We start from the raw sequence: 25776 nt of genomic DNA, 5'->3' as shown, positions 1-25776 counted from the left end.
GAGTCCCGCTTCGTCGCCTGGCAGCAATGCGGTTACGACTTCGTGACCAACGGGTGTGTCGGCAAGACACACATTCCTCTTTTTGGGACGTCATGACGCGCAGACAAAGCGGAGGATCGCGCGCGTCCGTGACTGAATTCTTCTAAAAGGATCTCGCAAATGATGGTAAAGATTCTGATTGCCGACGATCACCCGATCGTCGCCTCCACGCTACGTGAAATGCTCTCCCCGGACCCCGGTTTTCACGTGCTTCCTCCGGTCTCCAACTCAACGGAACTGTTCAAGGCGCTCGAGACGAACTCCGTCGACGTCCTGATCACCGATTACTGCATGCCGGGCGGTGCCTTCGGCGATGGTCTCGTCATGATCAATCGCGTACGTCGCAAGTATCCCGATGTGAAGATCATCGTGTTCACGTCGATCGAGCAGCCGGCCATCATCCACGCGCTGGACAGCTGTGGCGTGTTGGGCGTGATGACGAAATCCGATGACCTGCGTGAAATCACGGTCTGCGTGGAGCGTTGCCGCCGGGGCATGAGTTATCGCGGTGGCCGCGCCGAGCAGATCCTCGAAGAGCAGATGCGCCGCAAGCCCACCGCTCGCCGCCCGCTCTCGCCCAAGGAGATGGAAGTGCTGCGCATGTATCTGGACGGTCAGAACGTGTCGCAGATTGCCGGTGCGCTCAAGCGTTCGGCCAAGACGATCAACAATCAGAAACGTATGGCGATGTGCAAACTGGGTTGCCGGACCGACATGGAACTGTTCAAGCTGCATGTCTCGAGCCCGGTTCAGTTCGGGCGCGATAGCGACGCCGAAGCGCCGAGTGCCGCCTGAGTCCGCCGCGCTCACAGACGTTGGAGTCTATGCCTGCCAGAACGATGACGCGTGACATCGCGATCGCCGGCCGCCTGCTTCGCATTGGTGGCCTGCTTGCCCTTTTGTTCGGTTTGTCCGTTTGGGTTGCTGCCATCTCGTACGCGCTGTTTGGCACACTCTGGCAAAGCGGGCAAAAGACGGAGTCGTTCTTCGCTGCGGTCGGCCGGGAAATCCGCGATCTGGAAATCTTCAACGAGCAGGCCCGCGCAATGGCGCAGGCCACACAAGCCAGCTCGGTTCGTCCGGGCGGCGCGACACAGGCGCTGACGGACCGGATCCTCAAGCCGCTCGTGTCCATGCCGGTCGGCAGTGCCCGGCGTATCAGCGGTGTCGGGTGGGATAGCGAATTCGAAATCGTCAAGCTGGCGGATATCCCGCCGGAGCGCGCCGAGTCGCTGGCGCGTCTGACCTTACGGCTCATGGTGCTTGACGCCAACTTCTGGAGTCCGCTCGACGCCCAGGACGAAACCTTCATCATTTCTGCCGACGGCGCCTTTGCGACGTATCGGCCCGCCATCGGCCGTGAGGCCTTCAGTCCCGCCGACCTGGCGCGCGATACGCAGGCGATGCTCGCCGAGATCAACAAGGTCGAGCGCTATCACGCGCGGGTGCGCGGAAACAGCGACGGCCCGTTCTGGACGTACAACTACAAACATCCCGTCACCCATCTGAAGACCGTGTCGAGCTTCGTGCCGATACGCGATCTCAACGGGCATCTGGTGCTCTACGTCGGCACCAGCATGTCGCCCGAAATGATCGTGCCGCCGCGCATGCGGCATCTCGAACGTACCGGGGAAGCGCTCCAGTTGATTTCGGAGGACGGCCTCGTGATCGCGAGTGCCGGTCTTCCGCTGTCGTCGTTGGGACATTTGCGCACGCTGGTGACGTTGCCGCTCTTCGGCGGTGCGCAGATGACGTTGCGTACCGATGGTCAGCGGCTCGTCTTCGAACGCCGGCTGGCATCGACCCCGTGGTACGTTCGCTACGCGGTGCGTCCGGCGCAACTGTTGCGTGAGAACGCTACGTTGTTGCTGGGCGCCACGTTATTGCTGCTGTTGTATGCCGCTGGGGTGTACGCGGGTATGCGATACATGCGTCAGCGCATCATCGAGCCGGCACGTCAGCGCACCACGGCGCTGCTCGAGCGCGACGCCTTTACGCAGACCCTCATCGAAACCGCGCCCGTCGGCATGGCGATCATCGATCCGTTCGAACCCGCTGTGGTGATGAGCAATCCGGCCTATGCGGGCACGGTCGATCTGCTGCGTCATCTCGGCGATGGCGAACTCACTCGCATGTACCGTCAGCTTCACAGTGGAGTCGTTGCGCGTCCGGTGCGCCGGCTGCTGAGCGCGCTCGACGACGCCGGCGAGCGCCACTATGCCGTGAGTTTCGTCGATACCGTGTTTCGCGAGCAGCCGGTGTTGATAGGTACGCTTTCTGACGTTACCGAGCAGCGGCGCTTCGAGCTGGAGCAACGAAAGGCGCGTCTGGCGGCGGAGAGTGCCAATCGCGCCAAGGACGTGTTCCTGACGACGGTCAGTCACGAGATGCGTACGCCGTTGTACGGCACGCTCGCGTCGATCGAACTGCTCAGTGCGCAGAACCTGGGCGACGACCACCGGTATTACGTCGACGTGATGGAAAGCTCGACGCGCAACCTGCTCGATCTCATCAACGATCTGCTCGACTATTCGCGCATTCAGGTGGGACGTTTTGAATTGAATTCTCGCGACTGCTCACTGCTCAAGGAGCTTGAGGCGGTCGGTTTGTCGTTTACGGGACGTGCGCGTTTGCAGGGGCTGACACTCGACTGGATGATCGATCCGCAGCTCGCGCGCGCGGTGCATACCGACGCGTTGCGACTCGGTCAGGTCGTGACCAATCTCGTCGGCAATGCCATCAAGTTCACGGAGAACGGACACGTTGCGTTTGCCGCGATGGTCACGCGTGCGGATATGCAGGGCTGCGATGTGGCCTTTACCGTGAGTGATAGCGGTGTCGGTATCGCGGCTACGGATCTTGCCGACTTGTTCCGTCCGTTCGGCAAGAGTACGACCGAGCCTGGCATGCAGCATGGGACTGGGCTGGGACTGGCGATTTCGCACCAGTTTGTCGGCATGCTCGGTGGCGTGCTGGCAGTCGACAGCGAGGAGGGCAAGGGGACGACCATGCGCTTCACGCTTCATCTGCCCTGGGCGCCGGACAGCGAAGCGCCTGTCGTCGCGGAGTCTCCGGAGACATTCGCCTACGTCAGCGCGATGCCGCGTCGTCACTGGTATCTCGACGCATTGATCCGCCGCGCCGGCTTCCAGCCGGTCAGGTATGACGACGCGGTGTCCTGGTCCACCGGCTTGGGCCGCGAGCAGGATTCGGGGCTGTTGATGTTCGCCGACGAATGGCCCGTGCGAGGAATGGCCGGCGCCGAAGTCTACTTGTTGCGTTCCACCCCAGTGGATCGTCTTGCTGGCAGCGCGCCGGTATGGCCGCGTGACATCGCGCTCTTCCAGCAGGCCGAACTCTGGGAGGCGCTGGGTTCGGCGCCTCGACCGGGGCTGGCGACCCACGGGGAATTGCCGGTGCCGGGCACCGCGAATGCGCAGGCGCGTGTGAAGCCGCTGGCCGGATGGTACGTGCTGGTGGCGGATGACCATCCGATCAGCGGCATGTTGCTGTCGCGTCAGTTGGAGGGGCTGGGGGCGATGGTGGACTGCTATCACGATCCACGTGAAGCGCTCGACGCCTTTGACGCCGATTCGCACATGCTCGTGATCACAGACGCCAACATGCCGCATATTTCAGGGCATGCGCTGGCGACGGACATCAAGGCGCGTGCACCGCACGTGCCTGTCGTGGTGGCAACGGCGGACGTCACGCTTCGCAACGATCGTGAAGCGAAGTCGCCTTACGATGCGGTTGTCTACAAGCCGGTCGATGCGCGTTCATTGTTGCGGGTGATCGAGCTGGTTCGCTCCCGCTACCCGTCGCTTTGCGTCGACATTGCGCCACTACCTGCATCGACGCGTCTGATCGAGAGCGCACCGAAGCCGGCACCGGAAACGGCGTCGCGAAAAGATTGGCGCTTGCCGTTGTCGGACATGCTCGACACGTTCGTCACGATAGCGGATCAGGACATTGCGAACTGCCGCGCCGCATTGGCCGACGTCTCACGTGAGACGCTGCGCCATTCCGCGCATCGGTTGCGAGGCGGCTTTATGGCGTTTGGGCTGAGTTCGCTGGCGTCGTTGGCCGCGCAGGTCGAACACCTCGCCCCGCAGGCGTCGGTGGGGCAGATGGAAGCCGCGTTCGACGCGCTCGATGCTGCCTGGAACGACTGGTTGCGGGCGCAAGGGCATGCCATCGTCAGCGATGCGTGATACCTGACCTCCGATCCCTCATCTCACGCCCCTTATTCCACGAAGTGTTCTGAGATCAACTGGCGTAGCCATTGATTGCCGGCGTCCTGATGGTAACGCCGGTGCCAGAACACATTGGTTTGCAACGCGGGAAGCCGCAGGGGTGGTTTGACGAAGTGAAGTCCGAACGGTGCCGCGGCGCGCTCGGCAAATTTCTGCGGCACCGTGACCACGAGATCGTTGGCGCTCACGACATAGGGTACGGCGATGAAATGGGGCACCCAGAAGTTGGCATCGCTCCCGAATCCTGCCTGCGCTAGCAACTGATTGACGCGCGCATAGGGATTGTCGCCGGTCGTCACGAACAGGTGGCGCGCTGCCTTGAATTCCGCCAGTCCGGCATCGGGCGTGTCGAGCGCGTGTCCGATGCGAAACATACTCACGTAATGCTGTCGAAACAGTCGCCGCTGAAAGAACGGTCCGGTCAGATCGTCGAACGCGCCCACGGCGAGATCGATGCGTCCGGCCGCCATGGAATCCTTCAAGTCGGGCAGCGACGCCCGGACCGTGCTGATGCGTACGCCCGGTGCCAGCCGAGTGCACAGATCGATCAGTGCCGGCATGAAGTACACCTCACCAACGTCCGTCATGGCCAAAGTGAACTCTCGCTGGCTGCTCGCCGGATCGAACGCCTCCCGATGATTGATCGCCCGCGAGATACCGGCGAGCGCAGCCGATACCGGTTCGGCCAATGCCTCGGCGAATGGGGTGGGTTGCATGCCGGTGCCCGTTCGGGTGAATAGCTCGTCCTCGAACGTTTGCCGCAGGCGCGCAAGCCCGTTACTGACGGCAGGCTGCGACAGGCCCAACTCCCGGGCTGCCTGAGAAATACTGCGGTGGGTGAGCACGGCGTGGAAGACCACCAGCAGGTTCAGATCGACATCACGTAAGGAAATCATGGGGTGGCGCGCGGGCGTGAAGGTATTATTCGTGTTGTGAATATAGTGGATTTGTGTATTTATATCGCAAAATTTGGTCGCTTGTCGGACAATAATCGCATTCGAAATCAGGAGACGAGGCCGCTCATGCGCCAAGCAGACCAAATTCAGGGGGAACTGGGCTACCTGTCCGGTTTTACCAACGAGTTCGCCACCGAGGCATTGCCCGGCGCGCTGCCCATCGGGCAAAACTCGCCGCAACGTGCGCCCTATGGCCTCTACGCGGAACAACTTTCCGGCACGGCATTCACGGCGCCGCGCGGCCATAACCGCCGCTCGTGGGTTTATCGCATTCGTCCGGCCGCGATGCACAAGCCGTTCACAGCGCTCGAGAACACGCGCTGGCTGAGCCGCTTTGGCGATGTGCCGACGCCGCCGAACCAGATGCGCTGGGATCCGCTGCCGATGCCGGAAGCACCGACTGATTTCGTCGACGGCATGGTGACGATGGGCGGCAATGGCAGCCCCGACGCCGGCCACGGTTGCGGGATTCATGTGTATGCCGCCAACAAGTCGATGGATGGGCGCTTCTTCTACAACGCCGATGGCGAACTGCTTGTGGTACCGCAGGAAGGACGTCTGCGCATCGCGACCGAATTCGGTGTGCTCGACGTTGAACCGTATGAAATCGCCGTGTTGCCGCGAGGCGTGCGCTTTCGCGTGACGTTGCCGGACGGCCGTGCGCGCGGTTATGTGTGCGAGAACTACGGTGCCTTGTTCCGTCTGCCGGATCTCGGGCCGATCGGATCGAATGGCCTTGCCAATCCGCGCGATTTCCTGACCCCCGTTGCTGCGTATGAAGACGTCGAAGGTGACTTCGAACTCGTAGCGAAGTTCGGTGGCGCGTTGTGGCGTGCCGACATCGGTCATTCGCCGCTGGACGTTGTGGCGTGGCATGGCAACTACGCTCCGTACAAGTACGATTTGCGCCACTTCAACACGATCGGCTCGATCAGCTACGACCATCCGGACCCGTCGATCTTCCTGGTGCTCCAGTCGCAGAGCAACACGCCGGGCGTGGACGATATCGACTTCGTGATTTTCCCGCCGCGTTGGCTGGCGATGGAAAACTCGTTCCGCCCGCCCTGGTTCCACCGCAACATCGCCAGCGAATTCATGGGCCTGATTCACGGCGTGTACGACGCCAAGGCCGAGGGCTTCGTGCCGGGTGGTGCAAGTCTGCACAACTGCATGTCGGGCCACGGCCCCGATGCGGGCACGTTCGAGAAGGCCTCTGCGGCCGACACGAGCAAGCCGCATAAGGTCGACGCAACGATGGCTTTCATGTTCGAAACGCCGGCGGTGATTCATCCGACGCGGTTCGCGCTGGAAACCAAGCAGTTGCAAGACAACTATTACACCTGCTGGCAAGGCCTGAAGAAGCACTTCAACCCGAACGAGAAGTAAGCGGCATCGCGCCAACACACACACCATCATCCAGACAGCCGGCCCGGCGCCTATGCGACGCACGGCCGGCTGACGCATGACTTCGAATAAGGAACTCCACATGTCCGCTCTCCTGCAAAGCTGGGTCGCGTCCGCCAACACCGGTGTGACGGATTTCCCACTGCAAAACCTGCCGTATGGCGTGTTCAGTACGCAGTCGCAACCGACGCCGCGCGTCGGTGTCGCCATCGGCGACCAAGTGCTCGATCTGGCCGCGCTCGAAGCCGCTGGTGTGCTCAAGGCGGGCGATGCCCCTGTGTTCGCGCAGGCATCCATCAACGCATTCGTGGCGTTGGGCAGCGCAGCATGGCAGGCCACGCGTGCGCGACTGACTTCGCTGCTGTGCGTCGAGGGCGATGCCTCGCTGCGTGAGAACGCTGCGCTCAAGGCGCAAGCCCTCGTGCCGCTCGCGCAGGCGACGCTGCACCTGCCGGTCGAAGTCCCGGGCTACACGGACTTCTATTCGTCGAAGGAGCACGCTACCAATGTGGGCAGCATGTTCCGCGATCCGGCGAACGCACTGCTGCCGAACTGGCTCGAAATTCCGATCGGCTATAACGGGCGTGCCAGTTCGGTGGTGGTGAGTGGCACGCCGCTGCACCGTCCGAACGGCCAGATCAAGCTGCCGGACCAGCCGCGCCCGATCTTCGAGGGTTGCCGCAAGCTCGACTTCGAACTGGAAACCGGTTTCATCGTCGGACGCAACACGGCGCTGGGCGAATCGCTGAGCGTCGAAGACGCAGAGGCTGCCATCTTCGGTATGGTCGTGCTCAACGACTGGTCGGCGCGCGACTTGCAGCAATGGGAATATGTGCCGCTGGGGCCGTTCAACGCCAAGACGTTCGGCACGTCCATCTCGCCGTGGGTCGTGACGATGGAAGCGCTCGAGCCGTTCCGCGTTGCCGGGCCGGAGCAAACGCCGGTGCCGCTGTCGTACCTCCAGCAGCAGGGCAAGCATGCTTTCGACATCGAACTCGAAGTGCTGATGCAAGCGGAGGGCGATGCCGAGCCGACGTCGATTTGTCGCACCAATTTCCGTCACATGTACTGGAGCATGGCGCAACAGTTCGCCCACCACACGGTGTCGGGTTGTAACGTGCGCGTTGGCGATCTGATGGGCTCGGGCACGATCAGCGGCCCCACGCCGGACTCGTTCGGCAGCCTGCTGGAACTGACGTGGAACGGCAAGAACCCGATCACGCTGTCGGGCGGTGCAAAGCGCACGTTCATCGAAGACGGCGACACCGTGGTGATGAGCGGTTGGTGCCAGGGTGACGGCTACCGCATCGGCTTCGGCGAGGTGTCCGGCAAGATCCTGCCTGCGAAAGCGCGTTAACCGCCCGCCGAGGCGATCGAAATGGACAGCTAGACCGGGCTCGCAGCTTCCTGCGCCACCTGTGTGATGTCAGCAACGCGCCGAACCGGTTCGCCGGTCGGCGCGTTCGTTTTTTTCAGGGCGATCGACGCGTCGTGCACGTCTGCAGGGCTGAGGGCAAACGTTGGAAACCGTTGCCACCATGAATTCACGCGTGCGACCGGCAGGCTGATCGTGACACGGCAACGCGTTGGCGTGTAAGCCAGTTCGTGTGCCACCCGCCGCAATAGCGGCGGATCGCCAAGACGTGCTCGACGTGGCACGCGTCGCGAGCGTCGTGGCGGCGTGGTCGGGCTGGGCAGACAGGGTGGGCTGGTCAGGGAAGCGCTTGGCATTGATGATCTCTCGTGATCTGCTGAGTACGGGAGATATTTAGCCATGTCGCGGGGGCGTGCGACAGGTGAAGCAATCCGAAAAATAGGTCCGAGTCGCGTGACAAACGCGACTCGCGGACCTTTAGACGAGTTGCCGTTCAGCCTCGCCCTTTGCTGTCCGGCGCAGGCGGCGTGATGGCCTTGCGAGCGCCTTCCGAGGTGTTTTCCAGGCGCGATCCATGCTCAGAAGACGCGAGCGGTGCACCGCTGGCCGCCGTCACCGGCCGGTTCAGGCCTTCGTTGATCCAGGCCATCAGCAGGGTGTACGTCACGGCGAGAATCACCGGACCGACGAACAGGCCGACGATACCGAGCGTCAGCATGCCGCCGAGTACACCGGCCAGTATCAGCGTCATCGGCAGATCGGCCCCCCGGCGAATGAGCATCGGACGCATCACGTTGTCGAGCATGCCGATGAACACGGAGAGGATCAGCAGCAACGTGGCAAGCGTGGGGCTGTCTTGCCAGTAAAGCCAGGCGACGCTCGACAGCAGCACCGGGAACGGGCCGATCTGCGCGATACACAACACCAGCATCAGCGCCGTCAGGAAGCCCGACAGCGGCACGCCGGTCAGCCACAGACCCAGACCGCCGAGCAGCGATTGCGTAACCGCTGTGACGACGATGCCGAGTGCCACCGCGCGAATTGACATCCCCGCCAGCCGCACGGATTCTTCCCCGCGGTCGCCGCCGAGGCGGCGGGCGATCCGGATCAACGCCCGCGCCGCGCGTTCACCTTGCATGAAGAGAATGCCGGAGATGATCAGCGTGAGGCCGAGGTGAACGACCAGCAAGCCGATCGACCCCAACTTGGCAAACCCCCAGGACGCTGCTTTTACGGCATAGGGCTGCACCTTGGAGACGAGACCCCCTGGCCCTGCGGCGGCGAGCGCCTGCCATTCCTCGCTGGCGCGCTGGCCGATCACCGGCATGCGGGCGAGCCAGTCGGGCGGCATCGGCAGGCCGCGCTGGCCGAACGAGTGCACCTGATCGCTGATGTCGGCGGCATGGCCGATGAGCGTGCCGATAGCGGCCGACAAGGGGGCAACGACAATAATCAGCATGCCGACGATCATGACCGTGGTGGCGAGCCATCGCTTGCCCCACAGACGCCGTTGCAGTCCGATGAGTAGCGGCCATGTGGAGGCGACGATCGTGACAGCCCAGATAAAGGCGGGCAGGAAGGGCAGCAGTACCCACAAGGTGCCGACGATCAGCAGTCCGAGGACCAGAACGATCAGCAGATTACGGGCGAGTTCGCTCGGTGTGGTGTTCAGCATAGGCGCTCCGGCAGGCAGGGGGCGACGCGTATTTCCCTACGCCCCCCAGGATGGTCATGCGCTAAGAACGCGCTTGAAGTGCAAGATGCCATGCCGTGGCGGTCACGGCAAGTGCGTGCAACACTTCGTCACAAAGGCGTGTACAGGTCGGCCGGGTGGTCGATGTCCTCATTCTCCCGGGGCAGACCGATGCCGGCTGGCGCGACCGATGTACCGTGGCGTCGTCCCGGCGGTGCGTCGGACGCCCGCAGTTCGGCTGTCTCACAACTGGAAGACACGCTAAGTGTATCGTCCATCGGCAAGAAGACGGCGTCGTCTCCCGAGGTGTCGCCCGACAGATCGCCGGATTCCGTCGAGGGGCTGCTCATCACCGGAAACGCGCTACCGGCGGCGCTTGCAGGGCTTGCGGGGCTGGCCGGACTGTCCGGCAGGTCGGAATGCGAGCCCGTGGACGAATGCCCGGAATCCTCCTGTGACGTGACGGTGACCGTGCTGATCTTGGGGCGTCCCCGGCGCCGCGTGTAGGCCGTGGCAATGGCGTCATGACGCGCCGAGATGCCTTGCATGGAGACGAACGTGGCGATCAGGCCGTAGAGCACGCCAAGGACGGCCTGCGTGTGCCAGTCGACGTCGAAATCGTTCGCCACGTCGGTCGGTGGCGTCTGCGTTGCATTTCCGGACAGTGCGAGAGACGTTCCGAAGCCGGTGTCGTCGCGCGGCATGTCATCGTCGATAGGCGTTTGCGTGCCATGAAAGGTCGAGAGGAAGTAGAAGCCGAGCGACAACGTCAGCCAGATGGCCTTCGGCGTACCCGATTGCAGCAATCCCGTGAAGTTGCGCCAAAAGGACGTCAGGAAGGGGGGGGCGGAGGCCGCGGGCATATCGTCGCTCATCTTGCAGATGAGGTCCGCGAAGCGATCTTGCAGCAACGGTTCGAGCCGGGCGTTTTCCGGTGCGATGGCAAAGTGATCGATGATCGGTCCCAGGAGTGCGCCCGGGATCGGACAAAGCAGGATTTCGAGGCAAGAATGAATCGTATTGCCGAAGCGATACGCCATGATGCCCGGCAGGGCAGCCGACAGGCCCGCCTCGATCCCCGCGCGTGCGAGATTGCGCACGATGCCGTAGCAGAAAACGAAGCCCGCGACATGCGCCGCGACCTCCCGGACGGGGTTGCGCAACATCGTGTTGACGACTTCGAGCGCCTGCGTCGGCGTGACGCGTGCAAGACGGCTCGCCCATTGCGGATGGGCGGCATTAAAGCGTGCCATCCCGATGAGGTTGATCAGCACGACCCCCATCGCTTCGACCGGTGGCCACATCATCGACAGGCGCCGTTGCGGGTCAGTCGTGTCGGCGAGCACCGAGAGCACGGTGGAGCCGAGGGCGAAGGGGAACGCGTCGCGCTCCAGACCGATGCGCGTCGCGCGCCACGAAACGCCGGGGTGTTCGTGACGGAATAACGCATCGAGCCGGTAACGGACTTTGTCCACGCTCAGTCCGCGTTGCGCGAGAAGTTGCGCTTCGATTCTCAAATGCGGGAGCAGATCGTCGAACCACGGCGGCGTCGCCGCCATTGCATGTGCCCGTGCCGAGATTCGGGAGGCGCCGGCTATCGGCGTCGCCGACGGCATGTCGGTGCGATGCGTTCGCTCGAAGCGGCGCAGTGCCGGGACGGCGATCTCGTCGCGAAGCATCGAATAGATTTGCTCGGCCGCGTTGGGCGCGCCGCTCGCGCGCGACGGGCAGGGTGACAATCGGGTGGCGCGTCGCACGGCCAGCGCCAGATCGTCTCGATGCTCGCGAGGAATCGCCTGCGCCACCGTCGTGTGGCGCGCGACGCGTCGACCATGACTCAGCATCACCGACGACTGCTGCGCCCGCGCGAAATCTTCGGCGAGATTGACGTGCGAATCGGCCGACGCCCCGGAAATCGGACGCTCGACGATGAGACCGGCAGTACGGGGAAACGCGGGAGTGGGGAAGGAGAAATCCTGTGGCATGTCGTCGATGGACGGCCCGACACGCGCGACTGCCTTCACTCGTGCCGCACGCCGTCATCGCCGTCTCGCAGGAGAAATGAAGTGGGCGATCCTACCTGCATCCCCACGCCACGACGACGCCCGGACAGGCGTTTAAAAACGTTCATTCGCGATGCTGCGTAGCCGGCGCGGTGCACTGCCGGTGCCACGGCAGTGACAATCACGCAAATGCAACGTCGACATCGGGCGCCGTCACGTCGGCATACGCCACACGATTTCCATGACGTCGTCATCACTCCGGCACGACCATCACCCCGGCGCGCAGGCCGTTCGCGACGTTTGGATTGGGAAACACGATGCGTTCCTCGGGATGCGAAACCGTGTAGGTGTTCTCGCCGTCGCGCGCGAGAACGGTGCCGGCGGGATAGGGCGTGAAGTTCGGTGTATCGGCGGGCACATCGAGAACGAACGCATCGGTGCGACGCACGATCTCCGCCGCGACCCGGAAGCGTTGGGGCTGCGGCGACTTGCCATCGTCACGGGCTTCGAACTCGCCACCGGAGAGCCAGCGGCGCAGTGCCGCGTCGATGCCGGAGAAGTTTTCGAGCCGGTTCTCGCCGAACGGCGCGACCTTGCCCAGCTCAAGCGTGCAGCTCTGCGCCCCGAACCGCGCGCAGGTGAAGTACGAAAACGTGACCGACGGTTGCTCGGTGCGCATCGTCGCTTCGATATCGGCGGCACCGAGGGCATCGAACCAGTCGTCGCTCGGGCTGTGCTGTGGCGTGCCGGGCACGACGGCAAAGCGCTGAAAGAGCGACGCCCGGATGGCGGTGTGCATGTCCACGTGGCGACGCGTACGACGCACGCCATCCACGCCGGCAAAGAACTGCGCCACGATCACTTCGAGTTCGCGGGCGCGCTGCACGGCAGGCGATTCGGCGCGCTTGGCGTGTGCGCCCTGAAAGAGACGGTTCAGATCGTATTCGAGATAGCGCTTGCCCGCGCGCACGGCGTCCGGGTTGCCGAGCACGACCAGGACACGCTCGCGCAATGTGAGGCGGCCGTCGGCGATGTCGCGCAAAATGCCGTCGACGATCTCGATGGGGGCGGTTTCATCGCCGTGAATGCCACAAGACAGGATGGCGTCGTAGCGGTAGCCGGGCTGGGCCGCCGCGTCATTCTCTGCACCCTCCGCCGAGCGGGATGCCGTGGCCGGTGTCAGTTCGAGCACGCCTTCCGCATGCCGTTGCCAACGGACACCGCAAGGGTCGACGCCTTCGTCGTGAGGATGGTCGCGCGACTCGCGAACGTCGCTGAGCCAGTGGCGCAATGCCGAGCGATGGGCGTCAGTCATGATGGGGAATCTCCGGAAACTCAACGTCGTATTCTATGCGTGTCTGTTGCCCTACCGACATGGACCGCCCCGGAGGCCCGGCGGGCGATGGTTTGCCGGTGCTTTCGGTGCCGACGCATTGTTCCGGCTGACGAATCCGTGTCATCATGATCCGCATCGCACGCCGCGCTATCGGGCGTGGCCTTCGGGGTAGCCCTCCATGACAGATCTGTACATCGAAGGCGTCTGGCGCGCAGCCAACGGCGCGCCGTTCTGCACGCTCGATCCCATGTCGGGCGAAGCCGTCTGGCAAGGTCGTGCCGCGGACACGGCCGACGTCGATGCGGCCGTTCACGCGGCGCGCCGCGCGCAGCGAGACTGGGCGCGACGCAGTGTCGACGAGCGTCTGGCCGTGTTGCAGCGGTTTGCGGCGATCGTGAGCGCGAATACCGAAACGCTGGCCGACGCCATCGGGCGTGAGACCGGCAAGCCGTTATGGGAAGCCCGCACGGAAGTGGCGACGATGTCTGCCAAGGTCGTCAATTCGGCGCGCGCTTTTCAGGAGCGCACGGGCGAGCGCCGCAGTCCGGTGGCAGACGGCGAGAGCGTGGTCCGGCACCGGGCACATGGCGTGATGGCCGTCTTCGGTCCGTACAACTTCCCGGGTCACTTGCCCAATGGGCATATCGTGCCAGCCTTGCTGGCGGGCAATACGGTCGTCTTCAAACCTAGCGAACTTGCCCCTGGCGTCGCCGCCCGCACGCTGGCGTGCTGGATCGAAGCCGGGTTGCCGCCGGGCGTGCTCAATCTCGTGCAGGGCGGCCGGGACACCGGCGCTGCGCTCGCCGCGCATGACGGCATCGACGGCGTGTGCTTTACCGGCAGTTCCGCGACGGGGCGCGCGCTTCATCAGCAATTCGCCGGGCGCCCCGACAAGATCCTTGCGCTGGAGATGGGCGGCAATAATCCGCTGATCGTCGATGCGCCCGCCGACATCGATGCCGCCGTGCACGTGGCGGTTCAGTCCGCTTTTCTCTCCGCAGGCCAGCGATGCACGTGCGCGAGACGCCTGCTCGTGCCGCGTGGCACGCAAGGCGATGCCTTTCTCGACAGACTCATCGCCGTCACGCAGCGTATCAGTGTCGGTCGGTACGACGCAGAGCCGCAGCCCTTCATGGGGGCGGTCGTATCGTTGCAGGCGGCACGTCGCATGACCGCTGCGCAGGCGGAATTGATGTCGCTCGGCAGCCGTGCGCTGTTGCCGCTCTCACAACCCGATGGACGCTCAGCACTGCTCACGCCGGGCCTGATCGACGTGACGGCGCCCGCCGCTCGCGACGCGTTGCCCGACGAAGAGTATTTCGGTCCCTTGCTGCAAGTGCTCCGTTACGACACGTTCGACGACGCCATCACGCACGCCAATCGAACCCGCTACGGGCTGGCTGCCGGGCTGCTGTCCGACGATCCTGCGCGTTACGAACAGTTCCTCGCCGAGATCCGCGCGGGCGTTGTCAACTGGAATCGCCCGACGACCGGGGCAGCCGGGGCCGCGCCCTTTGGCGGCGTGGGGGCATCGGGCAACCACCGTCCAAGCGCCTGGTATGCGGCCGACTACTGTGCTTATCCGATCGCCTCGATGGAGGCCGAACGGGCCGTCATGCCTGAACATCTGAGCCCCGGGTTGGACTTCGGTGTGACCTGATTCAGGCACAATGCCGCACATCACTGCATATTGCGTATGCGGGACACGGACTCCCGCTTTTTCCAGGACTTGACATGACACGCTTTGCCCTCGAAGCCAACTTCGACGGATTGGTCGGCCCCACGCACAACTACGCGGGTTTGTCGTTTGGCAATGTGGCGTCGGCGAACAACGCCAACCGCGTTTCGAACCCGCGCGAGGCGGCGTTGCAAGGGCTGGCGAAAATGAAGGCGCTGGCCGATCTTGGCTACGCGCAGGGGGTGTTGCCGCCGCAAGAGCGTCCGTCGGTCGCGTTGCTGCGCACGCTCGGCTTTTCCGGGGACGACAGTACCGTCATTCGGAACGCGGCGCAGACAGCGCCCGCGTTGCTCGGCGCCGCGTGCTCGGCCGCAAGCATGTGGACGGCGAACGCCGCCACGGTCAGCCCGTCTGCGGACACGTCGGACGGGCGCGTCCATTTCACGGCGGCGAATCTGTGCAGCAAACTTCACCGCGCCATCGAGCATGAAACGACGTCGCGCATCTTGCGTGCGGCATTTCCGGACGAATCCCGCTTCGCGCATCACGACGCGTTGCCAGGCTGGCCGTCGCTCGGGGACGAGGGCGCCGCCAACCACACGCGGTTCTGCGGGGCGTATGGAGAGCGCGGCGTCGAGTTCTTCGTCTACGGACGAGACGATCTTGCCAGCGCGCCCACGCCGCGTCGATTCCCCGCCCGGCAGACGTTGCAGGCCAGTCAGGCGATCGCGCGTCTGCATGGGCTGGACGACGCGGATGTCGTGTTCGCGCAGCAGCACCCGGACGCCATCGACGCCGGGGTATTCCATAACGACGTGATCGCGGTCGGCAACGGCAATGTGCTGTTCTGCCATGCGCAGGCATTTGTCGATCAGGCGAGCGTGCTGGCGACCTTGCGCGAACGGCTCGCGGCGCGGGCAACGGCGCTCGAAGTGGTCGAAGTGTCTGATGCCGACATCTCGATGGAAGACACCGTCGGCAGTTACCTTTTCAACAGCCAGTTGCTCGCGCGCAGCCCCGAGGCGGGCGGCGGCATGCGACTGGTCGTGCCGCAGGAGTGCCGCGAGCGCCCGGCCGTGTGGCGCTATCTGGAGACGCTCGTGGCCAGCGGTGGCCCGATCCGTGAGCTTCACGTCTTCGATTTGCGCGAAAGCATGCGCAATGGCGGCGGTCCGGCATGCCTGCGTCTGCGTGTGGTGCTCACGGAGGAAGAGCGCAAGGCGGCGCACAGCGGTCTCTGGATGGACGATGCGCGTTACGTCACGTTGACGGATTGGGTCAGACGTCACTATCGCGATCGGCTGGCGGTAAGCGATCTCGCCGATCCGGCATTGCTCGACGAGTGTCGTACGGCGCTCGACGAACTCACGCGTCTGCTCGGTCTGGGCAGCGTATATCCCTTCCAACGCAACGTGTAGGCGGATGGCGACGCGGCGAACCGCCGCTTCGCCACAAGACGTTGTGGGGTCTCTATTTCCGATCAGTACTGCAAGGAGTCGATTCGATGACGACAATCATTGGTTTGTCCGGCAGCCTGCGCAAGGGCTCTTACAACACGGCGTTGCTCGTCGCAGCGAAAGCGTTGGCACCCGCGGGTGTCACGCTCGACGTCAGGACGTTGCACGGCATTCCGCTATACGACGGTGACCTGGAGGCGAGCGAAGGCATTCCCGCCGCCGTCACGACCTTGAAGGACGCCATCGCACAGGCCGATGGCCTGCTGCTCGCCACGCCCGAGTACAACAATGGCATGCCGGGGGTGTTCAAGAATGCGCTGGATTGGCTATCGCGTCCCCCGGCCGATAGTGCGCGGGTGTTCCGCGACAAGCCGGTTGCGCTCATGGGCGCGTCGCCCGGGGGTTTCGGCACGATCCTCAGCCAGAATGCGTGGCTGCCAGTGCTGCGCACCCTGCAAACGACCCCGTGGTGGCAGGGCCGTTTGATGGTCTCGCACGCGAACAAGGCCATCGACGTGGACGGCAACTTGCAGGACGACGCCGTGCGTCAGCAGGTGTCCGATTTCGTTGCGGGTTTCGTGGTGTTTCTGAATGGAAATAAGATTGCGAATTGATTTTTTATAAAAATCAATGGCTTGCGAATTCTATTTAAAGCGATTTATTTGAAGTAAGGCGTTCCGGAACCTTCCCCAATCGTTCTGGACGAACCGATAAGCGACGCAATTTTCGGTTCGTCCTGCGATGCACTATGCTGGATGGAACGTGTCGGCCGACACGTCGATTGCGTCCTTTCGTCAACCGGGGGTGCCGCCATGCAAATCGAGTTTCCGGATCACCGTCCCATGTTCAACTACGAAGACCTGACGATCGAGTTCGCCGTTGTCGTCAATGGCCGGCCAATCGATTGTGCGGTGTCGGCCGAGGCGCTGGAATCGCACTTTCACGCCCACTCGGCCCGCGCCGACGATCTGTTGCACGCCTTCGAGCACGGTCGCAGTCGTATTCACGCCCTGACCCGCGAATATCTCGCCATGGGGTTGCCTGGGCCGGTGTTGCTGCGCAGCGGTCATTTCCGCTGGGCGCAACATCACGAGGCGCGTCGTTGAACCACACCTGACGGCGCAATCCATCTTCCCATCGGGTAAAAGTCTAAAGGTCTCCAGCCCCCGGCATTGACAAGGATCAATGCCGGATTGATTAGGCATGCGACTCAATTGGCGACGTATGGGGATCGGCGTACACTGGTGTTGCCGCTAAAGAAGTCACGCCAGCGGCACCATTGCCGATAACTATAAGGAGTCGCTATGGGCTCGGAATTTCGCGTCGTCATCGCTTCGATAGCGGCATTCATGACGCTTGGCGGGGCATTCGCCACCATCCATGGTCTGCTTTACGACAAGTCGCACGTCATGCACGGCGGCGTGGTCACCGTGCTGTTCGGCATCTTGTTCATCGTCGTGATGCTTACCCCCTGGCCGAAAGACGAAGCGGGCGATGTCAAGCGCTAGTCTTGAGCCTCGGGGGCACTGGCTAACCCTTGCTAACCGTTTCGCGCATGGCGTCCTACACTGAAATCGAGGGACGCCGCCGAAGTCATCCAAGGCACCCGAAGTCGCGCGGTTCCGCCGTGATGCACTGAAAGCACGGGCGGGAAGCCGCAGATTTCGCGATGTCGTCATTGGCTTCGCAACGGGCGTGGCCTCGTTGCGAGGTGACGTATGTGCTCCGATACCCGCGTCTTCATTGCCTCCCTTGCTGCCTTCGTCATGCTGGGCGGCATTTTCGCCACGATCCACGGTCTGCTGTACAACCTGCCGGAAGTCTCGCGCTACGGTGTGGCGGCGGTGCTGCTGGGGGCGACGTGTACGGCCACGATGCTCATTCCCTGGGGCGAGCGCGACAAGTCGTGACGCCCCACCGGGCGCTGCGCTGCCCGACTGCATGCCGCTTCAGTCGGCCGCTTCAGTCGGCCGCCTCAGTCGGCAGGCTTTTCCAGTCGCGCCTTCAGGCACATGAAGGCTGGCACCTGAGATAGCTCATCGTAGAGTCGCGGGCTGACCGCTTTCATTTCCGGTAACGGAAGGGGTTCGACCATCCGTTCGAGCCGCCAGCCTGCGGCAGCGGCGGCGTTCAGAATGCCGGCGAGCGGGCGGCGATACGATTCCACATACGGTTTCGGTTCGCCGAAGCCGCTCCAGTACATCCCGAAGCGGGTGGTTTCGAAGTAGGTGCGGTTGCGTCGCGTGCGCTCGTCGATCCAGTCGCGCATCGGGTGACCCATCGACCAGACCAATGTCGCGCCGGGCTTCGCAACGCGTGCAAACTCGCGAAACGTCGGGCCGAGGTCTTCCACGTAATCGAGGGCAAGGGCGCTCACGATGGTGTCGAAACGGCCGTCTGCCAACGTGACGAACGGGGTGCCGAGGTCCTGAACGTCGAACGCGGCCGGCATGCCGTCGCAACGTTTGCGTGCGAGCGCAATCATTTCAGGCGTCACGTCGATGCCGTGTACCGTTGCACCTTGCTCGACGAGCCACGCGCTGTTGATCCCCGGGCCGCAACCGGCGTCGAGCACGTGCAACCCGCTGACCTCGCCGAGCAACTGCCGCGTTGCGGGGCGCTCATAGAGGGCGTTGTGCGGTTTGGTGACGGCAATCTCGGCGTAGCGCTCGGCAAAACTGGCGTACGCGGTGCGTCCGATCGATGCTGGCTCGGATGACGACATGCGAGGCTCCACGGTGTCGCCCGACGGGCACTGAAAGGTGCGCGGGGGCAGAGGACAAAAAGCGGGGGAGCGATTGTAACGCCAAAGGCGGCGTCGCGCGGTTTCAGGGTGTTCGCCTGTCACCGATGTGGGACAATGGCGGCCTTCGCCGCACGGGCTCGTGTGACGCGACATCGATCTCTCGTGACAAGACGTTTCAGCATGCCCCCATCCATCCCCACGACAACCTCCGCCGATTCACTTTCTCCCGCTGACGACGGTACGACGCCGCGTCCGGCTGACGTCATCGACGTGGCCGTGATCGGCGCCGGGCCAGCGGGGCTGATGGTGGCGGAGGTGTTGTCGGCCGCAGGGTGGCGTGTCGACGTGTACGACGCGATGCCGTCTGGCGGGCGCAAGTTCCTGATGGCGGGCAAGGGCGGTATGAACCTCACGCATAGCGAGCCGGCGGCGCCTTTCGTGGCCCGTTATGGCAAGCGGGCGGAGGCCGTCGGTCAGTGGCTGCGCCGGTTCAGTGCCGACGATGTACGTTCATGGGCCCATCGCTTGGGCATCGATACGTTCGTCGGCACGTCTGGGCGCGTATTCCCGACGGACATGAAGGCCGCGCCGCTGTTGCGCGCGTGGTTGTCGCGCCTGCGCGCGGCGGGCGTGCGCCTGCATGTGCGACACCGTTGGCTTGGGTGGAACGAGGATGCGTCTGCAGGTCCGGGCCATCTTCGCTTCTCGACGCCGAATGGTGAGCGATGGGTGCAAGCCCGGGCGGTGGTGCTGACGTTGGGCGGCGCGAGTTGGCCGCAGCTCGGTTCCGATGCGGCGTGGGTGTCGTCGCTTCGAGAGCACGGTGTGAGCGTTGTTCCGCTGGTGCCGGCAAATGCCGGATTCGAGGCCGATTGGACGCCCCATATGCGCGAGCGTTTCGCGGGGCATCCGGTCAAGCCGGTCACCATGACGTTGCCCGACGGCACGACCCGCCAAGGCGAATTCGTGATTTCCGAGCATGGCATCGAGGGCAGTCTGGTGTATGCGATGTGCGCGCCGATTCGTGATGCCATTCGTGCGGACGGCAGCACGCAGGTGTATCTCGACCTGCTCCCCGACTGGGCGGCAGAGCGTGTCGCCTCGGAAGTGGCGCGCCCGCGTGGATCGCGTTCGATGGCGAGTCATTTGCAGAGCCGGTTGGGGATCGCGGGGGTGAAGGCGGCGCTGTTGCGAGAGTGTTTGCCACGCGAGACATTCGACGATCCGGCGGCGCTCGCCGCGGGCATCAAGCGTTTGCCGTTGACGTTGCTGCGCACACGTCCGATTGCCGAGGTGATCAGCAGTGCCGGTGGCGTGTCGCTGGAGGCATTGGATGCGGCACTGATGGTCAAGGCGCTCCCCGGCGTATTCTGTGCGGGCGAGATGCTCGATTGGGAAGCGCCGACGGGCGGTTACCTGCTCACCGCCTGCTTCGCCAGCGCGTGCGTCGCAGGCGATGGCGCAGCGGCCTATCTGGAGACGCAGCGCTGAGGTTGCGCCTGCATATCACAGGCGCATATCACAGACGTCATGCCAACACTGCCAGACCGTGTTTCTCGATGATTTGCAGGAGCTTCGCCGCCGCGCCGCTTGGCTTCTTCGTTCCGGCTTCCCATTTCTGAACGGTAGACGGACTGGTATTGAGGTACGCCGCCAGTACACCTTGGCTTACGTGAGCGCTTTGCCGGATCCGGATGATTGCAGTCTTGGTGTGCTTCGGGACGGCGGGCACGCACAGTTCTTCGTATTCACGCATCGTCCGCTTGGTAATACCTCCGGCAGCGTGCATGTCCTTGGCGATCTCATGGATCGCGGCTAACGGGTCGGACTCGTCGGTCGATTCGCATCGCCGCATTCGTTCGTCGGAGACCTTGAACATAGCCGTTTTCCCCTTGGTCCCTGACTTGCGGCTCGCCTTCGTCACCCGCCGGGTAGCAACAACCGATGTAGCCATTCTTGCAAACCTCCACTAGAGCGCCTACGCGAAGCATTTCCTCGAACGCTTCTGCAGGCAGGCATCTGAAATCCCTCGCGAGCTTCTTGAACCTTGGCTACTCGATCCGCGTGCCACTTTGCACAGTTCTTCGCTGACGATTCCTGCACGTCTTGCATCGGCCGCGAACCTGCGAGTCGCGAAGACCCGTATTCTCAGGCGGCTGGCACCGATGGCGTTTTGGTGACTACTGACATCTGGTCGACTACCGTGATTGTGCGGCCAGACCTGTAGCACTCAGCGCTATAGATGAAAATTGGGCACCAGTCTGCGTTGCCTTGGATTTGGCGTGCCAACGCAAGAAGGGCTTCCGTCAAGGAAGCCCTTCTTCATTTCCGATGCAGGGGAAGGAGCGCTATCCCTTCAGAGGGACGGGCGTTTGCCCGTTTGCCCGTTTGCCCGATTACGCCGGACGTACGCCGAGACGCCATAGCGACGTCACCTCGGCACGTCGCGCGACGTGCAGCGGGTCGTTGGCGTCGGAGGCCTTCGGGTGGTGCGGACGGACGTCGTGACGCGCCAGCACGACCAGCCCTGCGCCGTGGATCCACGACAGCAGCGTCTCACGTGAGCGCAAGCCGAGATGCTCGGCCAGATCCGACAACACCAGCCAGCCTTCGCCGCCCGGGCTGAGATGCGCGGCCAGCCCATTCAAAAAGCCCTTGAGCATCTGGCTGTCCGGATCGTAGATGGCTTGCTCGATCGGTGCATTCGCCTTCGCGGGCAACCACGGTGGATTGCAGACGACCAGCGGGGCCTTGCCTTCCGGAAAGAGGTCCGCGTCGACGATCTTCACCGAACGCTCGCAACCGAGGCGCGCGATGTTCTCACGGGCGCAAGCCAGCGCCCGCGGATCGCGGTCGGTGCCCACGACCTGCTGTACGCCGCGTCGTGCGAGCAATGCCGCAATCACGCCCGTGCCGGTGCCGACGTCAAACGCCAGCGACGTGGACGGCAGCGGCGCCTGATCGATCAATTGCAGATACTCGCCGCGTACGGGCGAGAAAACGCCATACCACGGATGAATCGTCGCGCCACCCAGCGCAGGAATCGCCACACCTTTCTTGCGCCATTCATGCGCACCGATCAACCCCAGAATTTCCCGCAGCGATGCGACCGATGCGACATCGTCCGGAGCGCCCCAGGCTTCGACACACGCTTCACGCACGTCCGGCGCGCGGCGCAGCGGAATGCCGTAGTCGGCGTCGAGCGGAATCAGCACCATGCCAAGAATGCGCGCGCGCTGCGCCTGCGCCATGCGGTGCTTGTGGAACGCATCGGCCGGGGCAGGTGCCGGGGTGTCCTTGGCCGTCGGCTTGCGGCGGGGCCGGTGCGGCGGCCGGTCGACGCGACGCGCCATGGCCTGCATCAATTGCCGGGCATTCTGATAGTCGCCGCGATAGAGCAGAGCAGTGCCGCCGCAGGCGAGGTGGTAGGCTTCGTCCGCCGTGACGGTGTCGTCGACGACTTCGACGCGACGCGGTGGCATCACGCCGGCTTCTGAGCGCCAGTGGGCAGTGACGGGGCGACCGTCTTCGGTCCAGGCTAGCGTCGGGGATTCATTCATGCGGTGTCTTCTGAGGTGCGTGGCGGCGCACCGGAGTGCGCCGTAAGCCCGCATTATGCCTGCGTTGACCTGTCTTCGGCATCCGCCGCGCCAAAGAGCATGCTGATCGCTTCGCGCAGAACACCGTTCAGTATCGGGTCGATGCCCTCGATCGGCCCCTCGGGCAATACCGGCACCGGCCCGCTGTGACGCAGCGCCGCGGCCATGTGCGTGAGGATCGCTGCGGCCGGATGCACGGGGGCACTGTGGTCGTCGCCATGCGGGACCGTGTCCGTGATCGCGTTCGCCACCCGCTCCAGCGAGACGAGCGCGGGCCACCACCTTGCCGCCCGGCGACTCACGAGCGGTGGCTCCGACAATGCCCGTTGCAAGGCGATACGCGTGTCGTCCAATGCTTTGTATGCGGCACGTCGCGCTGCAAAAGCCGCATCGGAGTCATGCGTGTCGGCCAGCGCGGCATAGCGCCCCAGCGCGTCGAGCGCGTTGGCGACGCGCTCGTCCAACTGACGCCGCTCCCACTTCGCCCACGGCAGATAGCCGACGAGCAACACAATGGCGCATGCCGCCACGGCGTCGATGAAGCGCGCCAGCGCAATGTCCTGATTGCCCGGCTGCAACGCACCCATCACCAGCATCAGGATCGGCAGCAGGAGCGCGCTGAACAAGCCGTAATTGCGTCGCAGGGCCCACGGCAGACAGGCGGCCAGCGGGACCAGCGTCGCCAGATTGAACCAGCCGTTCCGGTCGATGGCGACGACGGCGGCTGAAAGCGCCACGCCCACGATACTGCCCACGCCGCTCTGCAACGCGCGCGCAAACACCGAGCCATAGTTCGGCTTGAAGATGACCACGACGATCAGCGGCACCCAATAGGAGCGCGGCAAGGCCGTCAGCGCAATGAAGATCTGCGCCACGAGCACGCACAAGCCGATGCGCACAAGATAGCGCCAGACGTCGGGCCACGGCCACTTCGGCATCCAGCGCGGATGAGCCGTGGCACGGGCCTGATGACGCGCCAGCGCGACCAGCGGCGCTTCCGCCGCGTGAACGGTGCCCGTGAGCAACGGTTCGGCGCGGAGAAGGGCCGCCGCCAACGTCGGTGCATGTTGCTCCCTGGCAGCCGTCACGGCGGCGTCGAGATCGACCGGCCGGTCTCTCGCGATGCTTCGGGCCACGCCGTACAACGCCTTGCCCAACGGTGCCGGCACGCGTTGCCCGCCCTGCGCCAGACCGATGACGGCTGACGTAATGGGCTCGGCCGCCAGGATTTGCGCGGCACGTCGTTCCAGGATTTCCCAGCCGGTAGACGTGCTGGCCCGCGCCGTGAGCAAGGTGTCGTAGGCGGCCGCAATGGCGTTCTCCAGCGACCGCCGCGCCAGCGTGACACGCGGTGTGCCGCTCGCATCGAGCACGTTCGCGAGTTGCTGGTAGATGGCGGCGACGGCGTCGCGCTCTGCCGCGCCCGGGTGCCGGAGCCAATGCACGGCCATCAGCAGCATGCTGAATATCCCGCCGGCGGCCAGCAACAGCGGCGCGCGCCATTCGGGCGGTGGCAGCGCAAGTCCCCAGCCGACGATCAGATAGACCGCGCCTTGCAGCGTCGCGGCAGACGCCACGTTGCCGAACGTGCCGATGAAGCTGAGCAGCAGGATGGCGATTTGGAGCAACACATGCGCGAGCCACGGATGGGTCACGCCGACATCGTGGATCAGCATGCCTGCGTGAAACCCCAGCACGCCGGTCACGATGGTGATGAGGATGGAGCGCGCGCGGGCGCGATACGGGCCGGTGCGGTCGCCGGTGATGGCGGGCAGCGCGCCGAGCGCGATGAGCGAGGCGTCGGCGCCGAACCCAATGGCCGCACCGATGGCCGTGGGCACCGCGACGGAGAGGGCGGCGTGAACGGCGTCCCAGCGCGAGAACGCGACGGGTTCGAGCCGCGCCAGACGCGACATCCACGCGACACGGCGACCGGCGCCGGGTGTCTGCGGTAGTGGGGGCGGCGGCGTCGTCATCGGACCGTGGGTGAACTCATGACGCGCGCGTGCGCGCGTCGGCGTCGGTGAGTGGCATGAGCTTGCCCTGACCCCGGATCCACGCATGGTCGGCGCGCTCGGCCATCTCTTTGTCGCCACGGCTATCGCCATAGGCGAAGAGCACACGTGGGGGTGTTTGTCCCCACCACGCTTCGAGACGTCGTGCTTTCTCCGGTCCCCAGCAGTTCGGTTTGGCGAAGACGCCGGCGAACCGGTCCTGCGCATCGAAAGCGAGTTCGGTGCACAGGACTGCCTCGAAACCGACGGAGGCTGCCCATGGGCGGAGATACACGCCGGGCGAGGCGCTGACGAGCACGATCCGGTGTCCCAACGCCCGATGCTGCCGAACGCGCGCCAGCATTTCAGGGCGCAGCAGTGCCGGTAGTCGATCCTGAACGAAGCGCTGCGCATCGGCGTCGAGCTGCGCCCGGGGGCGTGCGCCGAGCGTGGCGCGCAGGAACGCCGCCTTGGCGGTGCCGCGGTCTATGAGGTGGAAGGCGGCGCCAAGCAGCCAGGGGGCGGCGAGCAATGCGCCGAGCACGAAGCGCGGCGTGCCGACAGTGCTTCGCACAAACACACGCAGACTGTCGGTAGTGGAGATCGTCCCGTCGAAGTCGAAGGCGGCGACGATGGAGGTGTCCGGCATGCGAAGTCAGTTCGCCTGCGCCGAACGTGGCGCGGTATCGAGCCCCGCGCCGCGACCATCGGAACCGTCCCGCGAAGCCGCGACCGCAACCAGATGCGGCCAGCGCTCGCTGGCCTCCCGGCTGGCGACGATCGCTTGTTCGTCCCGGTAGAACGGCAGCACATCGGTGCCGACGACCTCACGCAATCGGTCGACGTCCGACGGATAGCGACGTTCGATCATCGCGTCGGCGGCTTGTGCGCACGCCTGTTCGCGAACGGGCATGGCCGATCCGCTGCCATTGGCAGAGGCGGACGACGCGAGTTCCGAAGATTCGTGAGGGCTCATGCCGGGCATTCTATACGGTGCTTTGCAGGCACGGCAATCGCCATGCCAACAGGTCGACCGATGTGCCCGTGGCACGACACTTGTAGGAGGGCGCCTGCTTGCTCATTGACACCGAGGCAAGCTAGCATGGCGCAACGTGCCATTCCGAACACACGAGTAACGCTGTCCCGCCGGACCTTGGCAATCTTCGGATTGCCTGTCGACGTGATGAGACGTCGGGCGGATGGAGCGTTGCGCGTGACGACGTGGCGAATATGCAGCACA

General features: G+C 64.2%; 21 protein-coding genes. 11 read left to right on the top strand and 10 right to left on the bottom strand.

What is annotated here, in order from left to right; translation table 11 throughout:
* Positions 1 to 159: 159 nt before the first annotated feature.
* Both PCA20602_RS05850 and PCA20602_RS05845 read left to right on the top strand, forming a co-directional pair.
* Positions 160 to 834 (top strand): response regulator, encoded by a 675-nt coding sequence (locus PCA20602_RS05850; RefSeq protein WP_069343144.1) that lies wholly within the window; start codon positions 160 to 162, stop codon positions 832 to 834.
* A gap of 29 nt (positions 835 to 863) precedes the next feature.
* Complete coding sequence (locus PCA20602_RS05845) at positions 864 to 4253, top strand: hybrid sensor histidine kinase/response regulator (protein ID WP_150720381.1); 3390 nt, start codon at positions 864 to 866, stop codon at positions 4251 to 4253.
* Between the two features lie 32 nt (positions 4254 to 4285).
* Here the strand turns inward: PCA20602_RS05845 and PCA20602_RS05840 are convergent, their stop codons facing one another.
* Positions 4286 to 5191 carry a LysR family transcriptional regulator gene (locus tag PCA20602_RS05840; RefSeq protein ID WP_150720576.1) on the bottom strand — a complete coding sequence of 302 codons (906 nt, stop codon included), beginning with the start codon at positions 5189 to 5191 and terminating at the stop codon, positions 4286 to 4288.
* 126 nt (positions 5192 to 5317) lie between these two features.
* On the opposite strand from PCA20602_RS05840, the gene hmgA reads away from it, so the two are divergent.
* On the top strand, positions 5318 to 6637 hold the full coding sequence (gene hmgA, locus PCA20602_RS05835) for a homogentisate 1,2-dioxygenase (protein WP_150720380.1): 1320 nt from the start codon (positions 5318 to 5320) through the stop codon (positions 6635 to 6637).
* Positions 6638 to 6737: 100 nt separating this feature from the next.
* Positions 6738 to 8012 carry a fumarylacetoacetase gene (gene fahA / locus PCA20602_RS05830; protein ID WP_150720379.1) on the top strand — a complete coding sequence of 425 codons (1275 nt, stop codon included), beginning with the start codon at positions 6738 to 6740 and terminating at the stop codon, positions 8010 to 8012.
* A gap of 511 nt (positions 8013 to 8523) precedes the next feature.
* Here the strand turns inward: fahA and ydiK are convergent.
* From ydiK to astE, 3 genes are all read right to left on the bottom strand, one after another.
* Entirely contained in the window at positions 8524 to 9705 is a 1182-nt protein-coding gene (gene ydiK, locus PCA20602_RS05825) for an AI-2E family transporter YdiK (protein ID WP_246182050.1), read from the bottom strand.
* Positions 9706 to 9833: 128 nt separating this feature from the next.
* On the bottom strand, positions 9834 to 11747 hold the full coding sequence (locus PCA20602_RS05820) for a hypothetical protein (protein WP_150720378.1): 1914 nt from the start codon (positions 11745 to 11747) through the stop codon (positions 9834 to 9836).
* A gap of 232 nt (positions 11748 to 11979) precedes the next feature.
* Positions 11980 to 13041 carry a succinylglutamate desuccinylase gene (gene astE / locus PCA20602_RS05815; RefSeq protein ID WP_150720377.1) on the bottom strand — a complete coding sequence of 354 codons (1062 nt, stop codon included), beginning with the start codon at positions 13039 to 13041 and terminating at the stop codon, positions 11980 to 11982.
* 199 nt (positions 13042 to 13240) lie between these two features.
* On the opposite strand from astE, the gene astD reads away from it, so the two are divergent.
* The 6 genes from astD (at position 13241) to PCA20602_RS05785 (ending at position 18107) form a co-directional block, all read left to right on the top strand.
* Positions 13241 to 14722 carry a succinylglutamate-semialdehyde dehydrogenase gene (gene astD / locus PCA20602_RS05810; protein ID WP_150720376.1) on the top strand — a complete coding sequence of 494 codons (1482 nt, stop codon included), beginning with the start codon at positions 13241 to 13243 and terminating at the stop codon, positions 14720 to 14722.
* Between the two features lie 74 nt (positions 14723 to 14796).
* A complete protein-coding gene (astB, locus tag PCA20602_RS05805; protein ID WP_150720375.1) occupies positions 14797 to 16158 on the top strand; it encodes an N-succinylarginine dihydrolase in 1362 nt (453 codons plus the stop codon).
* 86 nt (positions 16159 to 16244) lie between these two features.
* On the top strand, positions 16245 to 16811 hold the full coding sequence (locus PCA20602_RS05800; protein WP_150720374.1) for an NADPH-dependent FMN reductase: 567 nt from the start codon (positions 16245 to 16247) through the stop codon (positions 16809 to 16811).
* 198 nt (positions 16812 to 17009) lie between these two features.
* A complete protein-coding gene (locus PCA20602_RS05795; RefSeq protein ID WP_150720373.1) occupies positions 17010 to 17303 on the top strand; it encodes a DUF1488 family protein in 294 nt (97 codons plus the stop codon).
* A 198-nt stretch (positions 17304 to 17501) separates the two neighbouring features.
* On the top strand, positions 17502 to 17705 hold the full coding sequence (locus tag PCA20602_RS05790; RefSeq protein ID WP_150720372.1) for a DUF2964 family protein: 204 nt from the start codon (positions 17502 to 17504) through the stop codon (positions 17703 to 17705).
* 210 nt (positions 17706 to 17915) lie between these two features.
* A complete protein-coding gene (locus PCA20602_RS05785) occupies positions 17916 to 18107 on the top strand; it encodes a DUF2964 family protein (RefSeq protein WP_069343155.1) in 192 nt (63 codons plus the stop codon).
* A 65-nt stretch (positions 18108 to 18172) separates the two neighbouring features.
* On the opposite strand, the gene PCA20602_RS05780 is transcribed toward PCA20602_RS05785, so the two are convergent.
* On the bottom strand, positions 18173 to 18922 hold the full coding sequence (locus PCA20602_RS05780; RefSeq protein ID WP_150720371.1) for a class I SAM-dependent methyltransferase: 750 nt from the start codon (positions 18920 to 18922) through the stop codon (positions 18173 to 18175).
* 201 nt (positions 18923 to 19123) lie between these two features.
* Here PCA20602_RS05780 and PCA20602_RS05775 point away from each other — a divergent pair, with 201 nt between their 5' ends.
* Positions 19124 to 20434: a TIGR03862 family flavoprotein gene (locus tag PCA20602_RS05775; RefSeq protein WP_150720370.1), complete on the top strand. Its 1311-nt coding sequence runs from the start codon at positions 19124 to 19126 to the stop codon at positions 20432 to 20434.
* Between the two features lie 37 nt (positions 20435 to 20471).
* Here PCA20602_RS05775 and PCA20602_RS05770 read toward each other — a convergent pair whose 3' ends face one another.
* From PCA20602_RS05770 to PCA20602_RS25540, 5 genes are all read right to left on the bottom strand, one after another.
* The gene (locus PCA20602_RS05770; protein ID WP_246182049.1) at positions 20472 to 20822 is read right to left on the bottom strand and encodes a helix-turn-helix domain-containing protein; all 351 of its coding nucleotides are present in this window, start codon (positions 20820 to 20822) and stop codon (positions 20472 to 20474) included.
* A gap of 517 nt (positions 20823 to 21339) precedes the next feature.
* Positions 21340 to 22503 carry a methyltransferase gene (locus PCA20602_RS05765; RefSeq protein WP_150720369.1) on the bottom strand — a complete coding sequence of 388 codons (1164 nt, stop codon included), beginning with the start codon at positions 22501 to 22503 and terminating at the stop codon, positions 21340 to 21342.
* Between the two features lie 53 nt (positions 22504 to 22556).
* Positions 22557 to 24518 (bottom strand): FUSC family protein, encoded by a 1962-nt coding sequence (locus PCA20602_RS05760; RefSeq protein ID WP_174980835.1) that lies wholly within the window; start codon positions 24516 to 24518, stop codon positions 22557 to 22559.
* Between the two features lie 16 nt (positions 24519 to 24534).
* A complete protein-coding gene (locus PCA20602_RS05755; protein WP_150720367.1) occupies positions 24535 to 25185 on the bottom strand; it encodes an HAD-IB family hydrolase in 651 nt (216 codons plus the stop codon).
* 6 nt (positions 25186 to 25191) lie between these two features.
* Positions 25192 to 25512: a hypothetical protein gene (locus tag PCA20602_RS25540; RefSeq protein ID WP_174980833.1), complete on the bottom strand. Its 321-nt coding sequence runs from the start codon at positions 25510 to 25512 to the stop codon at positions 25192 to 25194.
* Positions 25513 to 25776: the final 264 nt, after the last annotated feature.

It is taken from the genome of Pandoraea capi (assembly GCF_902459735.1).
GTDB lineage: Bacteria > Pseudomonadota > Gammaproteobacteria > Burkholderiales > Burkholderiaceae > Pandoraea > Pandoraea capi.
The sequence above is the reverse complement of the archived record's forward strand: the minus strand, read 5'-3'. Positions and strand labels throughout refer to the sequence as shown.

What these genes read in the sequence shown, in the direction of transcription:
- PCA20602_RS05850 (WP_069343144.1), top strand. Translation starts at nt 160, where the DNA reads ATGATGGTAAAGATTCTGATTGCCGACGATCACCCGATCGTCGCCTCC.
- PCA20602_RS05845 (WP_150720381.1), top strand. Translation starts at nt 864, where the DNA reads ATGCCTGCCAGAACGATGACGCGTGACATCGCGATCGCCGGCCGCCTG.
- PCA20602_RS05840 (WP_150720576.1), bottom strand. Translation starts at nt 5,191, where the DNA reads ATGATTTCCTTACGTGATGTCGATCTGAACCTGCTGGTGGTCTTCCAC.
- hmgA (WP_150720380.1), top strand. Translation starts at nt 5,318, where the DNA reads ATGCGCCAAGCAGACCAAATTCAGGGGGAACTGGGCTACCTGTCCGGT.
- fahA (WP_150720379.1), top strand. Translation starts at nt 6,738, where the DNA reads ATGTCCGCTCTCCTGCAAAGCTGGGTCGCGTCCGCCAACACCGGTGTG.
- ydiK (WP_246182050.1), bottom strand. Translation starts at nt 9,705, where the DNA reads ATGCTGAACACCACACCGAGCGAACTCGCCCGTAATCTGCTGATCGTT.
- astE (WP_150720377.1), bottom strand. Translation starts at nt 13,041, where the DNA reads ATGACTGACGCCCATCGCTCGGCATTGCGCCACTGGCTCAGCGACGTT.
- astD (WP_150720376.1), top strand. Translation starts at nt 13,241, where the DNA reads ATGACAGATCTGTACATCGAAGGCGTCTGGCGCGCAGCCAACGGCGCG.
- astB (WP_150720375.1), top strand. Translation starts at nt 14,797, where the DNA reads ATGACACGCTTTGCCCTCGAAGCCAACTTCGACGGATTGGTCGGCCCC.
- PCA20602_RS05800 (WP_150720374.1), top strand. Translation starts at nt 16,245, where the DNA reads ATGACGACAATCATTGGTTTGTCCGGCAGCCTGCGCAAGGGCTCTTAC.
- PCA20602_RS05795 (WP_150720373.1), top strand. Translation starts at nt 17,010, where the DNA reads ATGCAAATCGAGTTTCCGGATCACCGTCCCATGTTCAACTACGAAGAC.
- PCA20602_RS05790 (WP_150720372.1), top strand. Translation starts at nt 17,502, where the DNA reads ATGGGCTCGGAATTTCGCGTCGTCATCGCTTCGATAGCGGCATTCATG.
- PCA20602_RS05785 (WP_069343155.1), top strand. Translation starts at nt 17,916, where the DNA reads ATGTGCTCCGATACCCGCGTCTTCATTGCCTCCCTTGCTGCCTTCGTC.
- PCA20602_RS05780 (WP_150720371.1), bottom strand. Translation starts at nt 18,922, where the DNA reads ATGTCGTCATCCGAGCCAGCATCGATCGGACGCACCGCGTACGCCAGT.
- PCA20602_RS05775 (WP_150720370.1), top strand. Translation starts at nt 19,124, where the DNA reads ATGCCCCCATCCATCCCCACGACAACCTCCGCCGATTCACTTTCTCCC.
- PCA20602_RS05770 (WP_246182049.1), bottom strand. Translation starts at nt 20,822, where the DNA reads ATGTTCAAGGTCTCCGACGAACGAATGCGGCGATGCGAATCGACCGAC.
- PCA20602_RS05765 (WP_150720369.1), bottom strand. Translation starts at nt 22,503, where the DNA reads ATGAATGAATCCCCGACGCTAGCCTGGACCGAAGACGGTCGCCCCGTC.
- PCA20602_RS05760 (WP_174980835.1), bottom strand. Translation starts at nt 24,518, where the DNA reads ATGACGACGCCGCCGCCCCCACTACCGCAGACACCCGGCGCCGGTCGC.
- PCA20602_RS05755 (WP_150720367.1), bottom strand. Translation starts at nt 25,185, where the DNA reads ATGCCGGACACCTCCATCGTCGCCGCCTTCGACTTCGACGGGACGATC.
- PCA20602_RS25540 (WP_174980833.1), bottom strand. Translation starts at nt 25,512, where the DNA reads ATGAGCCCTCACGAATCTTCGGAACTCGCGTCGTCCGCCTCTGCCAAT.